Annotated in this window: 12 protein-coding genes, 1 pseudogene and 1 CRISPR repeat array; of the genes and pseudogenes, 6 read left to right on the top strand and 7 right to left on the bottom strand. The window is 68.3% G+C overall.

Translation table 11 applies throughout. The features are described 5' to 3' along the window. Window positions 1–25 precede the first annotated feature (25 nt). The 6 genes and pseudogenes from ACZ5UM_RS12075 (at window position 26) to ACZ5UM_RS12050 (ending at window position 6,434) form a co-directional block, all read left to right on the top strand. Window positions 26–760 carry a creatininase family protein gene (locus ACZ5UM_RS12075; protein ID WP_464844420.1) on the top strand — a complete coding sequence of 245 codons (735 nt, stop codon included), beginning with the start codon at window positions 26–28 and terminating at the stop codon, window positions 758–760. A 14-nt stretch (window positions 761–774) separates the two neighbouring features. Further along, the gene (locus tag ACZ5UM_RS12070; RefSeq protein WP_464844418.1) at window positions 775–1,524 is read left to right on the top strand and encodes a creatininase family protein; all 750 of its coding nucleotides are present in this window, start codon (window positions 775–777) and stop codon (window positions 1,522–1,524) included. Between the two features lie 53 nt (window positions 1,525–1,577). After that, the gene (locus ACZ5UM_RS12065; RefSeq protein WP_464844416.1) at window positions 1,578–3,698 is read left to right on the top strand and encodes a lamin tail domain-containing protein; all 2,121 of its coding nucleotides are present in this window, start codon (window positions 1,578–1,580) and stop codon (window positions 3,696–3,698) included. A gap of 5 nt (window positions 3,699–3,703) precedes the next feature. Further along, window positions 3,704–4,423: a gamma-glutamyl-gamma-aminobutyrate hydrolase family protein gene (locus ACZ5UM_RS12060; RefSeq protein ID WP_464844414.1), complete on the top strand. Its 720-nt coding sequence runs from the start codon at window positions 3,704–3,706 to the stop codon at window positions 4,421–4,423. A gap of 163 nt (window positions 4,424–4,586) precedes the next feature. Continuing rightward, window positions 4,587–5,597, top strand: a pseudogene (locus ACZ5UM_RS12055) (transposase); the annotation flags it as partial. Then, the gene (locus ACZ5UM_RS12050; protein ID WP_464844412.1) at window positions 5,598–6,434 is read left to right on the top strand and encodes an ExeA family protein; all 837 of its coding nucleotides are present in this window, start codon (window positions 5,598–5,600) and stop codon (window positions 6,432–6,434) included. Window positions 6,435–7,380: 946 nt separating this feature from the next. Here ACZ5UM_RS12050 and ACZ5UM_RS12045 read toward each other — a convergent pair. The 7 genes from ACZ5UM_RS12045 to ACZ5UM_RS12015 all read right to left on the bottom strand — a co-directional run bounded on the left by ACZ5UM_RS12045 (window position 7,381) and on the right by ACZ5UM_RS12015 (window position 16,664). Continuing rightward, window positions 7,381–8,508, bottom strand: coding sequence for an IS256 family transposase (locus tag ACZ5UM_RS12045; protein ID WP_083766174.1), 1,128 nt, complete (start codon window positions 8,506–8,508; stop codon window positions 7,381–7,383). A 491-nt stretch (window positions 8,509–8,999) separates the two neighbouring features. Beyond that, window positions 9,000–9,908: direct repeats of the CRISPR family, unit length 36 nt; unit sequence GCTTCAATGGAGCCACGGCTGTTCAGCCGTGGATAC. Window positions 9,909–10,135: 227 nt separating this feature from the next. Further along, window positions 10,136–11,458, bottom strand: coding sequence for a 3-phosphoshikimate 1-carboxyvinyltransferase (gene aroA, locus ACZ5UM_RS12040; protein WP_464844410.1), 1,323 nt, complete (start codon window positions 11,456–11,458; stop codon window positions 10,136–10,138). A gap of 96 nt (window positions 11,459–11,554) precedes the next feature. Beyond that, window positions 11,555–12,538, bottom strand: coding sequence for a prephenate dehydrogenase (locus ACZ5UM_RS12035; RefSeq protein WP_464844409.1), 984 nt, complete (start codon window positions 12,536–12,538; stop codon window positions 11,555–11,557). After that, window positions 12,531–13,571 carry a 3-deoxy-7-phosphoheptulonate synthase gene (gene aroF / locus ACZ5UM_RS12030; RefSeq protein WP_464844407.1) on the bottom strand — a complete coding sequence of 347 codons (1,041 nt, stop codon included), beginning with the start codon at window positions 13,569–13,571 and terminating at the stop codon, window positions 12,531–12,533. The genes ACZ5UM_RS12035 and aroF overlap by 8 nt, the downstream gene beginning before the upstream one ends. Before the next feature lie 398 nt (window positions 13,572–13,969). Beyond that, window positions 13,970–14,800 (bottom strand): tryptophan synthase subunit alpha, encoded by an 831-nt coding sequence (gene trpA / locus ACZ5UM_RS12025; RefSeq protein ID WP_464844405.1) that lies wholly within the window; start codon window positions 14,798–14,800, stop codon window positions 13,970–13,972. Beyond that, window positions 14,797–15,999: a tryptophan synthase subunit beta gene (gene trpB, locus ACZ5UM_RS12020; protein ID WP_464844403.1), complete on the bottom strand. Its 1,203-nt coding sequence runs from the start codon at window positions 15,997–15,999 to the stop codon at window positions 14,797–14,799. Before trpB ends, trpA begins: the two co-directional genes overlap by 4 nt. Continuing rightward, window positions 15,996–16,664, bottom strand: coding sequence for a phosphoribosylanthranilate isomerase (locus ACZ5UM_RS12015; RefSeq protein WP_464844401.1), 669 nt, complete (start codon window positions 16,662–16,664; stop codon window positions 15,996–15,998). The genes trpB and ACZ5UM_RS12015 overlap by 4 nt, the downstream gene beginning before the upstream one ends. Window positions 16,665–16,726 lie beyond the last annotated feature (62 nt).

The following is a 16,726-nucleotide window of genomic DNA, read 5'->3' as shown; positions in this document are numbered from 1 at the left end:
TGATTCGGCGAAAGGAGTCCTCCCCTTGTCTCAACTCTACGCACTGGCCGAGATGACCTGGCCGGAGTTTCAGGCTGCCAGGGCCCATCTGGAGATCGCACTGGTTCCGCTGGGTGCCACCGAACAGCACGGACCCGGCGGCACCTTCGCCGTGGATACCGCCCGCACGGAGGCGTTCGTCCGGCAGCTGGCCGGACGGCTCCACCCGAAGGCGGTCTGCCTCCCGGCGTTCCCCTATTCCGTCTCCGTTGATCAGATGTGCTTTCCCGGAACCATTACCCTCTCGGCCGCAACCATGACGCGCGTGGTGGAACAGATCGCCGTCTCGCTCATCCGCCACGGCCTGAAGAAGATCTTCTTCGTCACCGGTCACGCCAACACCGGCCCGGTGCTGAACAACGTCGTGGCGAACCTGAAGGGCCGTTACCCCGAAGTGAAGGCCGGGTGGGTGTACCTCAGCAGTCTGGCGCCGGACCTCCGGACCACCCACCTCGACGGGCCCGGCGGCCATGCGGATGAGGCGGAGCTCTCCGAATGCCTCTACCTGGCGCCCGATACGGTCCGGATTGACGCCCTGGTCCCGGGCGACCCCGTACCGGGGGACCCGCCGCTCCGGCCGATCAAGCTGGCCCGGCCCTTCAGCGCCGTCAGCCGGAACGGAGCGCTGGGCAACCCGGTCAGCGCCAGCCGCCAGCTGGGCCAGATGTTGATCAGCGCCAGCCTGGAACGGCTCGAGGCCTACCTCAGGGAGCACTTCTAGGAGGGCAGACACCCGTGGAAAAACCCCGTTACATCCTCGCCGACATGACGTGGCCGGAGTTCCGCGAGGCGCTCGCCACCGTCGACCTTGCCCTGATTCCCACCGGCGCCACCGAACAGCACGGTCCCGGGGGCACCTTCGCCGTGGATACGGCCCGGGCCGACGGGTTCACCCGGCTGCTGGCCGAACGGCTCTACCCCCGGGCGGTGGCGGTGCCGGCGATTCCCTTCGGCTTCTCGCCGCACCACATGCCGTTCCCCGGAACGATCACGCTGGAGGCCGACACCTTCCAGGCGGTGGTGGAAGAGGTTGTGGGCAGCCTCCACCGGCATGGCCTGCGCAAGTTCTTCATCCTGAACGCCCATGGCGGAAACCGCGATGCCCTCGACCTGGCGATCGCGACCCTGAAGGATCGCTACCCGGAGATCCTGATCGGCTGGGTTCAGATCAGCGGTCTGGTGACCGACATCCGCGACCCCGACGGCAAGGAGTCGCCGCTCATGGGTCACGGCTGCGAGCGGGAACTCTCTCAGTCGCTCTACCTGGCGCCCTGGACGGTGCGCCCCGCTGCCATGGGCCCCTCCCCGCTCACGGACCGGGCGATGGCGCTCCACCATCCGGCGATCAAGGTGGGTAAGACGTTTGACGAGATCACCCGCGACGGCGGGCTCGGCAACTCGGCCAATGCCAGCTACGAGCTCGGCAGGCGGCTGATCGAGACCGCCCTCGACCGGTTGACGGACTGGCTGCAGGCAAACTTCTAGACCAGGAGGGATCCTGCGTGCGTGGCACCTCCCTTGCGAGGTGGGGCGGGGTCATGCTCATCGTGACCACCGCGCTGCTCTGGCCCGGCGCGGCCGCCCATGCCTCCAGCTCGGCCATCGCGACGGGTGCGTCCACCGCAGATGGACGCCCCGTCGCCTGGAAGAACCGGGACCACTGGTCCACCCCGGACGGGTGGAAGGTTTTCCCCTATCACTACCAGGCCGACGGCTCCAGCTTCGGCTCCGGCGACCGCTACACGGCCCGCTTCAACTACACGGGGATCACCGCACACGGCTCATCGGGCGTGGACCCGCACACCGGCATCACGATTCCGTGGGCCGGGGCCAACGACCGCGGCCTCGGGCTCGTCCAGGTGGCGGGCCACACGCTGACGTCGGAGTTCGCAAGGACCCACGGGTTCCCCGTCTCGCAGGACCTGGAGCGGGGGATGACCGGCGGCTTCCTGAACCACCTGATCCTCTCCCGCTGCGAACATGTCGACGAGGTGGAACAGCTCCTGCGCGACACGAATGATGGCGGCGGCTTCAACGGGAGCTTCGCCCGGAACACCTCCACCATCATCAGCGTCTTCGACCGGTGGGGCAACGCCGCCATCTTTGAGATCGACGGCGACTCCTTCACCCGGGACAACATCACCCGAGAATACTACCCCGACGAGAACGGCTTTTTCTCCGACCCCCACATCGACTGGAAGGACCTGCCCAACCCGGCCGACGGCACCTACAGCGGCTTCGACTGGCGGACGAACTTCAGCAAGGTCAACTGGACGAAGGAGAACGGCTTTCCTTATTTCGTAGACAACCACATCACCAGCGTGGTCGACAACGAGATCGTCAACGAGGGCGACACCCCTGACGGCATCCACGACTGGGAGGACTCCACCAGCGCCGTCCGGCGGCATACCCGGGTCGGCATCCGGATGGACGATCCCCACCCGATCGACTACCGGTACTTCATCCAGAAGAACGTGGGCTCCCGGGGCCTGGGCACGAAGTGGTACATGGAGACCCTGTCCCGCTCCATCGGCGACCTGCCGTCGGAGCCGAAGCCAACCGGCTGGCACGTGAACCGGAACGTCTCCACCTTTGGCGTCGTGCTGGTGGGCAACAAAATCGGCGACCCCTATGAGGGGAAGCTGACCACCATCTGGGTGGCCCTGGGGGAGCCGGCAGTCTCGGTGTTCGTGCCGATCTTCCCCTTCGCCGGCGCCCCGCCGGCCGAGCTGCCGGACATGTACGCAGTGACCAACGAGAAGCGGAAACTGGTCTACGACTATGACAGCGACGAGTCCTGCGGGCAGAGCTGCGGCCGGAACGGCAACTCCACGATCAACACCGATGCGCTGGTCGGCCCCGGCGGCTACTACGGCGAGGGCGGCATCCAGCAGTACGTCTTCGGGATCGAGAACTGGGCCTTTGCCCTGTACGATGCGTTTATGGCCGACCTCCGGCAGAGCGACCTGAGCGAGGCGGAGCTCCGCACCAGGCTGGCGGACTGGCAGCAGGAGATGGCCCGGACGATCAAGGCGCACTACATTGCCGGCACCATCCCCGAGTATCCCGCCCTCCAGATCTCCGAGGTACTGTACAACCCGATCACCCCCGGCACCACGGAGCCCGACGAGATGGTCGAGCTATACAACCCCAACCCGTTCCCGGTGGAGGCAGGCGGCTACCGGCTGGCGGACAACCGGGACACGTTCACCATTCCGGCCGGCAGCGTGATCGCTCCCGGCGGTTACCTGACCATCACCCGGGAAGATGGGGCCCTCTTCGCGGAGCGGCACGGCCGCCAGGCCGACGTCACCGGCATGAACCTGATCCTCGGCAACACCAGCGACATCGTCACCCTGTACGATCCGGCCGGCCGCAAGCTGGACGAGGTGGCCTGGGGCGGCTTCATCCCCGGCTGGGACCTGCAGGCGGGCTCCGGCTGGTCGCTCCACCGGGCCGGACCGGAGAGCACCCCGGCCAGCTGGGTGGTGGGAGATCCCACTCCGGGCAGCGGCGTGCCGTCAGACTCCCCGGCCGCAACCCTCCTCCTGAACCCGGCCCAACCTGACGGAGCCAACGGCTGGTATGTGAGCGGGGTGTCGGTGGACTGGTCGGCGGCGGCCTGGGGCGGCGGCAACCTGGTGACACAGGAGCGATGACCCCGATGGCGGCTTACCCCCTGATCGGCATCAGCGGCTGGATTCAGCGGAGCGAGACCCACGACCTGCGGGGCGTTCCCCTTCCCTACATCGAGGCGGTGGAGGCGGCGGGCGGACTCCCCGTCCTGCTGCCCCCCGGCGTCAGCCAGCAAGGGATCGATGCCTGGCTTGACCGGCTGGACGGCCTGGTTCTCTCGGGCGGGCTGGACATCGACCCCGCCCGCTACGGCGAGGAGCGGCATCCGGCCTGCGGCCCGTCCAGCTCGGAGCGGGATGACCACGACCTGTATCTGGCCCGCCGCGCGCTCGAGCTCGGCCTCCCGCTGCTGGCGATCTGCCGGGGGGCCCAGGTCCTGGCGGTCGCCGCCGGCGGCAGCCTGGTTCAGGACCTTCCCGCGCTGCATCCCGGCGCCCTGAACCACCGGCAGCCGGCCCTCCGGCGCCAGGCCGTCCACCCGGTGCAGGTTGTGCCGGGCTCCCTGCTCCACCGGCTGACCGGCGCGACGGAACTGCAGGTTAACTCGGTGCATCACCAGGCCGTCCGCGCGCTTCCCGCCCCGTTCCGGCCGGCCGCCCTGGCCCCGGATGGCGTGCTGGAGGCGTTCGAGCTTCCCTCTCACCCCTTCTGCCTGGCCCTGCAGTGGCACCCGGAGGATCTGGCCCCCACCCGGCCCGAGCAGGCGGCGCTGTTCAGCGCGTTGGTCGAGCGAGCACGCAGACCGTAACCATGAAGGGTCCGGCGCTATGGCCGGACCCTTCTCTTTGTCTCACCCCACCGCCACCCCGCCGCGGTTGAACCACTTCTGCAGGGCCGGGTACACGTCCCGCTTCTCGGTGATCGTCACGATCACGAACCGCGGGTCCTTGATCGCCGAGAAGGCGCTCATGAGCGAACTGTCGCAGCATCTGGTGCGGGCGGGCTACAGCCGCAAGGCTATGCTCAGCCGCAAGCGCAGGGCGACCTTCCGGCGCTTTGAAGCGGCCCACCGCAACGACTGCTGGCAGGGCGACGTGTGTCATCTCCTGAACCTGCCGCATCCGGACAGGCCCGGCAAGACCCGTAAGGTCTACCTCATCGCCTTCATCGACGACTACAGCCGCATCGTCTACGGGCAGATGTACTGGGAGGAGAAACTGCCCCGCCTGGAGGACTGCCTGAAACGCACCATCCTGCGCTACGGTCTCCCCCGGCGTATCTACGTGGACAACGGGGCGATCTATTCCGCCCGGCACCTGGCGCGCATCTGCGGCCGGCTGGGCATCCGCCTCACCCATTCCCGGCCGTATCGGCCGCAGGGGCGAGGGAAGATCGAGCGTTTCTTCCTTACCGTACAGAAGAGCTTTCTGCCGGAGGCACAGCAACTCATCGCCGCCGGCCAGCTTGCGACCCTGGAGCAGCTCAACGAGCTGTTCTGGGCCTGGCTGGAGGTGGCGTACCACAACCGGGTGCACGGCGTGACCAAGCAGACGCCGCGGCAGCGGTTTGAGGGCGACACGGAGCCGCTGCGGCGAATTGACCCCAGTGCACTCCGTGAGGTCTTCCTCTGGGAGGAGGAGCGTGTGGTGGACCAGACGGGCTGCTTTTCGCTCTACCGCAACCAATACGAGGTCGACCCGGCCCTGGCCCGCCGGAAGGTCACGCTTCGCTACGACCCGTACGACCTCAGCCAGATCCAGGTCTGGCACGAGGGGAAGCGCTTTGCCGACGCGGTCCCGCTAAAGCTGCACCGTACCCGGCACCGGTCGGTATCCCCCGCACCCGAACCAGCTGCAGCAGCACCCAAGACCGGCCTGAACTTCCTCACGCTGGCCAAGAAGCAGCATGACACCGAACGGCGGAGGCGGCTGGGTGAGACCGCCTACACCCGGCTGACGCAGCCGAAGGGGGGCCAGAACTGAGTGCTGGCCGAGTTCTTTGGCTTTCGCGTCCTGCCCTTCAGCAAGGAGATCCCGACCACCGACCTGTTTCCGTGTGCACAGCACCAGGAGCTGCTGGCCAGGCTCCAGTACTGCGTGCGCCACCGGGCGTTCGGCCTCATCACCGGTGAGGTGGGATCCGGCAAGACCACTGCGATCCGTACCCTCTACGACCTGCTGGATCGCAGCCGGAATCCGTTTGTCTACATCGCCGACTCCAAGCTCACGCCCACGGCCTTTTACCGCGACGTGCTCACCCAGCTCGGTGTCGCCGCACCCTACCACTTCCTGAGCCGAGAGGCCCGCCGGCTGTTTGAGCAGACCATCCTGGACGGCTACCGGCTGCACGGGCTGCAGCCCGTCATCGTCCTGGATGAAGCCCACCTGCTGCCGCACGCCATGCTGCAGGAGGTGCGGTTCCTGCTCAATTTCCACCTGGACTCGGCCTGCCCCATGACCTTTCTGCTGGTGGGCCAGTCCGAACTGCGCGGCATGCTCCGCCTGCGCACCTTCGAGGCTATCGCCCAGCGCGTTCAGGTGCGGTACCATCTGGGGCCGCTGAGCGAGGCAGAGAGCGTCGCCTACATTCGGCACCACCTGCGCAGGGCGGGCGTCGACCACGACATCTTCTCGGAACAGGCGCTGCAGAAGATCGCCGCCGAGTCCCGCGGGCTTCCCCGGGTCATTAACACACTCTGCACCAACTGCCTGCTGGACGCCTGCTCCCGTGAACAGCGCTTTGTGGACGAGGCCAATGTCGACCGGGTTCTCTTTGAGCTGCAGGATCTGCAGACCGCCAAGGGCAGCAGCCCGTGGTAATGGGGGGATGACTCGTGCTGGCCTCACTGCGAGTGACCGTGCTGCCTCAGTTTACGGTTGAGGTCTACTTCGATTGTGAGCCGGACTGCCGGACGCACCCACGTTACGTACTCGTGCTCCGGATGGAACGGCTGGTGCCGTCGAGCTGGAGTTCGCCAGCGCCCGAGATCTTCGTGCATTTCTCGCCAGGAGCCGCCAGGCACTCACGGAGTGCCGGAGGACGGCACGGATTCACCGCAGCCCAAGCAAACGGGTCGCATCCGGAACTGTACAAGCTACACTGTTCTAAGCTCAGCAGGGGCGGCCGGCTGGCCGGCCGCCCCTGATCCTGGCGACAAACCAACGCGTCAGTTGACGAACGACACTGTCGCCAGTCAAGTCACTGCCAAATAGCGCGGGCAACAACACAATAATCCCGAAGTCATTGTCAAGCAACCACGATGAGGTGATATACTAATAGACGCTGCGAGCTTCGGCTTACTTGAAGCAGGATGATTAGCCTAGCGAATGGCGTGCTTGATCTCGACGCCATTCATATCCGAAGCTCGCAGCGACTTCCGTTCTTGGACTGCAAAACAGGAGACCCGATCTGCGGGCCTCCTGTTTTCATTGGCGAACCCCAAACACCCCGCCATCATGCCCTTGACGGTCATCTTCCACTGAAGCGTGGCCGCCATCCACCCCCAGGTCACCGGGGCGTCCTTCGCAGGTCGGCGAAGAAGGCCGGTCCCACTTCGCCACGAGGGGCGCGTCCCGAATCACCACCGGCTCACGGGCCCTCGGGGGGACGAGCATCAGCCCCATGATCGCCCGGTGGTCGATGCGGCTCTCCGTCGTCACGTTGCCGTCCGCCCCCTCAGGCCGGCCGGCGATAATAAGAGTTGGCGCGGTAGAGGGGCGACGTCCCAGCCGCCGTGGAATTTCGTGGCGGCCTTTTTCTTCGTTTTTAGGCCGTTTGCACGGCGCTGGATGCTTCTGGAGCGGCGTGTCTGCTTAGGGCTTCCGACAGCATTGGGAGCTGGCGGTATCCCTTGATGCGCCGGAAGCCCTTCTCCGCTTCCAGGAGGCCCGCGGCAGTCCAGCGCAGCACCTGCTGGCCGTTCCGCCAGCGCTTGACGTTGCGGCTAGCCATCCGTACCTTCTCGAAGGCGGACTCGATGGGGTTCGTGGAACGGAGAGTCTTGCGCAGCGCCTCGGGCAGTTCCAGCCGCAGGACGGTCAGGGTCTCCTCGAGCCCCTCGCGCAGGCTGGCGGCGGCGCCCGGATACTTGTCGTCCAGGGTCTTGGCCAGGCTGGTGAGAGCAGTCCGGGCCTTCTCGTAGTCCGTCTCCCTCCAGGCTTGCTCCAGCTTGCGGCTGACCCACGCGCGAGCCTCGTCCGGCAGGTGGTCCAGCACGTTGCGCTTTTTGTGAACTTGGCATCGCTGCACGGTCGCCCTGGCACCCAGCACGTCCCGCACGGCAGCCCTGAGGGCCTTGGCCCCATCTATCACCACCAGGATGCCTCCGTCCACCCGCAGGCCGCGTTCCACCAGGTCTGTTAGCAGGGCGCGACAGACGGTTGCGTTCTCGGTAGCCCCTTCCCAGAGGCCGAGGATCTGCTTTTGCCCGTCGTCCGTGATCCCCAGTGCGACCACCACGGTGTGGTCTGCGACTTCGATCCCGTCCAGCATCAGCACCAGGTAGCGCTGATCACCAAGCGGCCTCGCCAGCAGCTCAGCCAGTGCCTTGCGTGTGGCCGCCACGAAGTGCCGGCTTACGCTGCTCTTGGACGTAGCCACGGCCGGCAGATCGTCGCCCACCGGCTCCAGGCCATGATGGTAGCGCCGAGTGGAGAGGCCATGAAGCATCCGTTCCAGGGCGGCCTGCGTCAGCAACTGCTCATCCTGGAAGGCTTCGTAGCTCGAGAGCCTGACCTCCTGTCCGTCCTTCGTCCGCACCCGAGGCCGCTGGATGGGTACCTTCCGTCCCCCCAGCACCACCCGCCCCTCCTCGGCACCGTGCCGAAAAGCCTTTCGATTGGGGTTGTGCTTGCCCTTGGGGCCGACGATGGCCGTCACCTCTGCCTCCATCATGGAGCGCAGTACGTCAAGCCCCACAGCGACGGCCAGGGCCAGCAGACCCTCCTTGGCTGCTCCCATGAGGGCATGCAGCGTCACCTGCACCTGCTGGGGCAACCAGGGCTGTTTGTCCACCTCCAGCATCTGGCGCTTCTTGGTCTTCCCGCGGTACAATGACATCAGTGGCGGCAACCTCCTTCCTACTGTCCACCCCCGTTATACCAAACGGGGCTTGAGGGCCGCCACTTTGAATTTCCACGATTTCCTGGACAACGCCCGGTAGAGGGGCTGTCCCAATGTTTCTGCTTGGGACAGCCCCCGTTTCCTGTTTGTGTTCGCGTGGACACCAGGGTTGTTCCGGTTGGCCGGTGATGTGGGAATGCTTTGCACTGCTTGCACTGTGGGTTCGGGGCTGCATCGCGCGGCCGCTGCGCTTCTAGACAGAGCCACGGCCTTTCAGCAGTGGATACCGGGTAGCGGTTGGTCTTGACCTCGCGCAGGTTCTGGCTTGAATGGAGCCACGGCTGTTCAGCCGTGGATACACGGCGACGACCTGGGAGGCTGGTGCGTCATCTCGCTTCAATGGAGCCACGGCTGTTCAGCCGTGGATACCATCAGTTCCGTGAGAGAGCCGATGCTCAGGCTTACCGCTTCAATGGAGCCACGGCTGTTCAGCCGTGGATACGCTTGCGAAGGAGCGCGCCGCATGGTCCGAGCAGTTGACGCTTCAATGGAGCCACGGCTGTTCAGCCGTGGATACTGGGGCTCAAAGAGTACTTGGCCGGCGCGTTGACCTCCGCTTCAATGGAGCCACGGCTGTTCAGCCGTGGATACATACGCTGGCCGCAGTTTGTGCGCTTCCGTACAGATAAGCTTCAATGGAGCCACGGCTGTTCAGCCGTGGATACCCTACCGGCGCCAGTCCATGACCGTCTCGGCCGACAAGCTTCAATGGAGCCACGGCTGTTCAGCCGTGGATACGGCTCATCACAGGTAAGGGCTTACGGCTCATCACAGGTGCTTCAATGGAGCCACGGCTGTTCAGCCGTGGATACGTCCTCGTTGCGGGTCAGCGGCAGTGGTCCTTGTCTGGCTTCAATGGAGCCACGGCTGTTCAGCCGTGGATACGGGATCGTGCGTCACCCAGCTCATCTGGCCTGACTCGCTTCAATGGAGCCACGGCTGTTCAGCCGTGGATACGCGGTGGCGCTCATTATTGCCTACACCGTCCTGCAGCTTCAATGGAGCCACGGCTGTTCAGCCGTGGATACCTCGCCGCGCAGCATGCAGCGGGCAAGATCGACGGTGCTTCAATGGAGCCACGGCTGTTCAGCCGTGGATACGTTCCCATGTTCAAGAATGTCGCGTGCCCCCGGTGCGCTTCAATGGAGCCACGGCTGTTCAGCCGTGGATACAGCGCCCACCTGGAGCCCTTGTGCCACAAGGCTTTCCGGACCCATTTTCGAGCGGTCCCAAGCAGCGCCCCAAAATCGACCTGATATTTCCTTCTCCGCCACCTCTCAAATCCCCTCCTGCCTTACAGCCACAAGGGTTTCGAGCGGTTCCGGGTGGTGCCGCATCACCCCGCCGCTCGAAACACACCCAGGGCACTGTACACCGGCAAGATGACGGCGCAGCCCGATCACATCTCCTCCACCCGCGCCCCCAGGCTGCGCAGGTCGTCGAAAAAGGCCGGGTACGACTTCGCCACGTGGTGCGCGTCCCGAATCACCACCGGCGCCCGGGCCCGCAGCGACACGATCGTCAGCCCCATGATCACCCGGTGGTCGATGCGGCTCTCCGCCGTCACGCCGCCCTCCACCCCCTCGGGCCGGCCGGTGATGATCAGCTTGTCCCGCTCCTCTTCCACCCGGGCGCCGAGCTTGTTCAGCTCGGCCCGGTAGTCGGAGATGCGGTCGCACTCCTTGTAGCGCAGATTCTCTACATTATAGAAAACCGTCTCCCCCTCCGCGAGCACGGCGGCGGCGGTGAGGGCCAGCACGGCGTCGGTGAAGGGATCCCCGTCGAACCGGCCGCCCCGGAGGGGCCTGCCCCCCCGGATCCGCACCTGCCGTCCGTCGTGGGCGATGTCCGCCCCCATCGCCGCCAGCACGTCGATCGCCTGCCGCTCCCCCTGCTCGTCCCGGAAGAGCCGGGGAATGGTCACGTCAGAGGGCACCACCGCGGCCGCAGCCATGAGGGCGGCCGCGCCCGGGTAGTCGCCGGGCACCGTGTACTCCCGGGGCTGGTACCGCTGTCCGCCGGGGATGTAAAGCCGGCGCAGGTCGTCGCTGGCCTCCACCCGGATCCCCGCCTCCCGCAGCACCTGCAGCGTCTGGCGGATGGGCGGGCGGGACTTCATGTCGCCCGTGACCTCGATGGTGACATCCTCGCCGATCAGGGGGGCGGCAAACAGGAGCGCCGACGTGTACTGGCTGGAGACGGCGCCGCTCACCCGCACGGTGCCGCCCCGCAGCCGGCCGCCGGGCCTCCGTGCCCAGGCCGCAGAGCCACCCGTGCGGATCGTGATCGGCAGCTTCCCGTCCCGGCTCTCCACCTCGGCCCCGAGCTGTGCCAGGGCGTCCAGCAGGTCGGCCTGGGGCCGCTTGCCCAGCGACTCGGCGTAGTCGGTGACGAACGTGACCTCATCCAGGGTGGCGGCGCAGACCGCCATCAGGAACCGCAGGACCGCCCCGGCGTTGCCGGGGTTCAGGACCCCAGGGCTGCGGGGACGGGCGCCGAAGCCCCGGACCCGCAGGTGCTCGCCCTCGGGGGTCAGCACCGCCCCCAGGTCGGTGAGGCAGCGCTTCAGGGCCGCGGCGTCCTCGCTCTCGGCCGGGTAGCGGATCAGCGACTCGCCCTCCGCCAGGGCGGCGGCGAGCAGGTAGCGGGTCGTGTAGTTCTTGGAGGACGGCGGGTTGACGACGCCCTCCAGCCGGCTGGCCGGGTATACCCTGACGTCCATCCCATCACTCCCTGTTGCCGGCTTCTCGACGTCACCGGTCCGGCGCCCCGTCGGGCGAAGCCCCGGGGGCGCACAGGCCGGTTGCTCTATTGTGACTCACGCACGACGGCCGACTGGGCCGGTCGCTCGCCGCCGGGCGGTGTGGGCCCGCTCGAAAACGGCGGCCAGCGCGCCGGCATCGCCGGCGTCGACCGCGGCCTCCAGTTCTGCCAGCGCCCCCCTGAACGCCGCCAGGGCCTCCCGCAGCGCGGGCCGGTTGTTGGCCCAGATCTCGTGCCACAGGCCCGACGGGCTGTCGGCGATGCGGGTGGCGTCCCGGAACCCCCCGGCCGCCAGGTCCAGCGTGCCGGGCTGCGCCTCGTCCAGATCCCGGGCCGCCGCCGCCAGGGCGGTGGCGACCAGCTGCGGCAGGTGAGACACCGCGGCGACCCGCCGGTCGTGCTCCGCGGGCGACATCTGCACCGGCTCGGCCCCCAGCGCGGCCACCAGTTCCCACACGCGCTCCAGCGGCGGCACCTCCCGGCGGCCTCGCCCCGCCGACAGCAGCGTCGTCGCCCGCTCCCCCGGCGTCAGCACCCAGCGGCAGCCGGGGATCAGGTCCGCAGAGGCGTGGGCGACGCCCGAGCGCTCCCGGCCGAACATCGGGTGGCCGCCCACGAAGGCGACCCCGTCCGGCAGGTGCCGCTCCCACGCCGCCACCACGGCCTCCTTCACCGAGGCGACGTCGGTGACGACCGTGCCCGGGCGGAACCATCGGGCGGCCCGGGGGGCCAGGTCGATCATCGCCTGCACCGGCATGGCCAGGATCACCAGGTCGGCCCGGGCCAGGGCGGCCCCGGGGTCGGCGACCATGCGGTCCACCGCCCCGAGCCGCACCGCCTCCGGCACCTGCCAGGCGCCCGCGTCCGCCTCCCCCGCGCCGCCCGTGCCCGGGCCCGCCGCTGCCCCTGCAGCGGCGCCGCCGGGCCGCCCGATGCCGATCACCTCATCGGCCAGGCCCCGCTGCCGCAGGGCCATGCCGATGGAGCCGCCGATCAGCCCGACGCCCCAGATGACGACCGTGCCAAATCCGTTAGACATGGACGGCCGCAGCGGCGGGCAGCCGCCGCCCCAGCACCTGCAGGATCGCGGCCACGTCGTGCATCATCTGGTGGAAGGCGGCCGGGCCGATGGTCTGGGCGGCGTCAGACTTGGCCTCGTCGGGCCGCTGGTGCACCTCCACCAGGATGCCGTCCGCGCCGGCGGCCGCGGCGGCCCGGGCCAGGGCTACCACGAAGTCCCGCTTGCCCACGCCGTGGCTGGGGTCCACCACCACCGGCAGGTGGGTGAGCGACTTGGCCACGACGACGGCCGAGAGGTCCAGCGTGTTGCGGGTGGCGGTCTCAAACGTCCGCACGCCCCGCTCGCAGAGGATCACCTGGTGGTTCCCCTCGCTCATCACATACTCGGCGGCCATCAGCCACTCCTCGATGGTGGCCGACATGCCCCGCTTCAGCAGCACCGGCTTGTTGGTCCGGCCGACGGCCCGCAGCAGGCTGAAGTTCTGCATGTTGCGGGCCCCGATCTGCAGCACGTCGGCGTACTCGGCGACCAGTTCCACATCCCGGGTGTCCATGACCTCCGTGACGACGGGCAGGCCGGTCACGGCCCGGGCCTCGGCCAGGTACCGGAGCCCCTCCTCGCCCAGCCCCTGGAAGGAGTACGGGCTGGTCCGGGGCTTGAAGGCGCCCGCCCGGAGCGCGTGCGCCCCGCCGTCCCGCACCAGGCGGGCCGACTCCAGCAGCAGCTCCCGGCCCTCCACCGAGCAGGGCCCGGCCACCACCCAGAAGTCGCTCCCCCCGACCGTGGCCCCGCCGATGCGGATGACCGTGTCCTCCGGATGGAAGTCCCGCGAAGCCAGCTTGTAAGGCTTCGAGATCGGGGTCACCCGCTCGACCCCCGGCAGGGCCTCCAGGTTCAGGTCGGCCAGCCGCCGCCGGTCCCCGCCGATCGCCCCGATGATCGTCCGCTCTTCCCCCTGGGAGAGGTGCACGCCGAATCCCGCCTGACGAACCCGCTCCACGATGTCGTGTACCTGCGCCTGCGTGGCGCCCTTCCGCATGACGATGATCACCGCTCAACACCTCGCCCTTCCTGCTGGTTTCACGGGAAATCAAAATCGGCTTCCATCCCGTGTAGGGACGGAAGCCGAAAGGCTTTCGTGGTACCACCCTGCTTGGCCCGCAGACTGCGGACCCACTCTTTCCGGGGACAATCATCCCCTCCGCCCTTGGTAACGGGGGCGTGCCGGTGTACCTACTCGACCGGCCCGGTCCGGCCGCTGCGGCCTTACCTGAGGCTGGTCTTTCAGCCTACGCTCACGGGTGTATTCGATCCCGCCTTCGGCGCCAGCTTGCACCCACCGCTGGCTCTCTGCAGCTCTCCGGCCTTGGGTCTACTTCTCCCGCTCATCGCTTTACGATATTGAAGCCAAGTTTACACCGGTACCACGGCGTCGTCAAGCCCCATTGCTCACAAGTTCGGCGAACCCATCCCCAGGATGGACGGCCGGGTTCCGGCCTTCAGCTCCTCGGCCAGGACCCGGACCCGCTCGATCAGCTCGTGTTCCGGCAGGTCCTCGCCGCAGTGGCGCACAAACGCCGATCCGACGATGGCCGCGTCGGCCACCGCAGTCACCTGCCGCACCTGCTCGGGCCGGGAGATCCCGAAGCCCACGGCCACCGGCGTGTCGGTGACCGCCTTGACGGCCTCCACCATGGCCGTCAGCTGTGGCGGCAGCCGGTCGCGCATCCCGGTGACCCCGGTGGACGAGACAGCGTAGATGAACCCCCGGGCGAGCTCCGCCGCCCGCCGGATCCGGTCGGGCGGCGAGGTCGGCGCCACGAACTGGATGAGGTCGAGCCCCGCGGCCTGCGTCGCGGCCTGGATCTCGTCGCCCTCCTCCATCGGGACGTCGGGCAGGATCAGGCCGTCGACGCCCGCGTCGGCGGCGCGGCGGCAGAAGCGCTCCACCCCCGGCCGCAGGACCAGGTTGCAGTAGGTCATGATCAGCAGCGGCATCTGCAGCCCGTCGGCCCGGAGCGTCGCGACCAGCTCCAGCACGTTGTCGGTGTTGGCCCCGGCCGCCAGGGCCCGCTGACTGGCCGCCTGGATGACCGGCCCGTCCGCCAGCGGGTCAGAAAACGGCAGGCCCAGCTCCACCATGTCGACCCCGGCCTCCGCCAGGGCGTGGACCAGTTTGCGGGTGGTCTCCAGCGACGGGTCGCCGGCGGCGAGATACGCGATCAGCCCCTTCTCGCCCCGGCTGCGCAGGGCCGCGAACCGCTCGGCGATGCGGGTCATGCCCCCTCACCCCCCAGGATGCGGGCGACCTCGGCCATGTCCTTGTCGCCCCGGCCGGAGAGGTTGATGATCACGATCTGGTCCGGGTCCATCTCCGCGGCCATCCGGACCCCGTGGTAGACGGCGTGGCTCGACTCCAGCGCCGGGATGATCCCCTCGGTCCGGCTGAGCCACTGCATCCCCTGCAGCGCCTCCTCGTCGGTGACCGCCACGTACTCGGCCCGGCCCGTGTCCCGCAGGTAGGCGTGCTCGGGGCCCACGCCGGGGTAGTCCAGGCCCGCGGAAATGGAGTGGGCCTCCAACACCTGGCCGTACTCGTCCTGCAGCAGGTAGCTGCGGGCGCCGTGGAAGACCCCCACCTGCCCGCCGCCGGTCATGGTGGCGCCGTGCTTCCCGCTGGCGAGCCCCAGGCCGCCGGCCTCCGTGCCCACCAGCCGCACGCTGTCGAAGGGCACGAAGGGGTGGAAGATGCCGATGGCGTTGGACCCCCCGCCCACGCAGGCGACGATCGCGTCGGGCAGCCGCCCCTCGGCCTCCTGGATCTGGCTCATGGTCTCGTAGCCGATCACCGCCTGGAAGTCCCGGACGATCATCGGGTAGGGGTGCGGCCCCACCGCCGACCCGATGATGTAGTGGGTCGTCTCCACGTTGGTCACCCAGTCCCGGATCGCCTCGTTGGTGGCGTCCTTCAGGGTGCGGGAGCCCGTGCGGGTGGGAATCACCCGGGCCCCCAGCAGCCGCATGCGGAAGACGTTCAGCTCCTGCCGCGCCACGTCCACCTCGCCCATGTGGACGTCGCACTCCAGGCCGAACAGGGCCGCCACCGTCGCCGCGGCCACGCCGTGCTGGCCGGCGCCTGTCTCGGCGATGATGCGCTTCTTGCCCATCCGCCGGGCGAGCAGGGCCTGCCCCAGGGCGTTATTGATCTTGTGCGCCCCGGTGTGGTTCAGGTCCTCCCGCTTCAGGTAGATCTTCGCCCCGCCGGCGTAGGCCGTGAGCCGCCCGGCGAAGTACAGCGGCGTCGGCCTGCCGACATACTGCTGCCGGTAGTAGGTGAGCTCCTCCAGAAACTCCGGGTCGTCCTTGTAGCGCCGGTACGCCTCCTCCAGCTCGATGCAGGCGGCCATCAGCGTCTCGGGCACGTACCGGCCCCCGAAGGGGCCGAAATGGCCCAGCGCATCAGGCAGCGCGCCGGTCATCGGGCCACCCCCTTTGCCGCCGACACAAAGGCGTAGATCTTGTTGATGTCCTTGACGCCGCCGTTCTCGACCCCGCTGGAGACGTCGACCCCGCCGGGCTGCGCCTTAGCGATGGCCTCCGCCACGTTCTCCGGCGTCAGCCCGCCGGCCAGGATCAGCCGGGGCCGGCCGGGGGTGAGCGGTTCATCGGGGCCCGCCATGGGCACGCCGGCCCGCTCCAGGGTCTGGGCGGCCCAGCGGACCAGGGTCGGATCCAGCATCTGGCCGGTGCCGCCCGCCTGCCCCTCCACGTAGGGCTCCAGCAGGATGCCCGCCGCGTTGCGGTAGGCCGGCAGCCGGGCCAGGTCGTCCGGCCCCTTGATGCGCACGGCCTTGATCACCGGCATCCCCAGCTGGTCGATCACCTCCGGCGGCTCCGAGCCGTGCATCTGCACCGCTCGCAGCCCGGAGAGGGTCACCGCCCGGCGGATCTCCTCCAGGGGGGCGTCGACGAAGACGCCCACCGTCATCGTCCCCGGCGGCAGGCCGCTGACGATCGCCTCCACCCGCTCGGGGGTCACCTGCCGCCGGCTGGGGGCGAAGACGAAGCCCACCGCGTCGGCGCCGGCCTCCACGGCGGCCACCACGTCCTTCATGAATTGCAAGCCGCAGATCTTCACCCACATGCGGCCATCGCTCCTTTCCTGATTCGGTTCTCTGGTTACCCCGGCGGGTCAGGCAGAAGGGC

The sequence above is a fragment of the Symbiobacterium ostreiconchae genome (assembly GCF_055396975.1).
The sequence above is the reverse complement of the archived record's forward strand: the minus strand, read 5'-3'. Positions and strand labels throughout refer to the sequence as shown.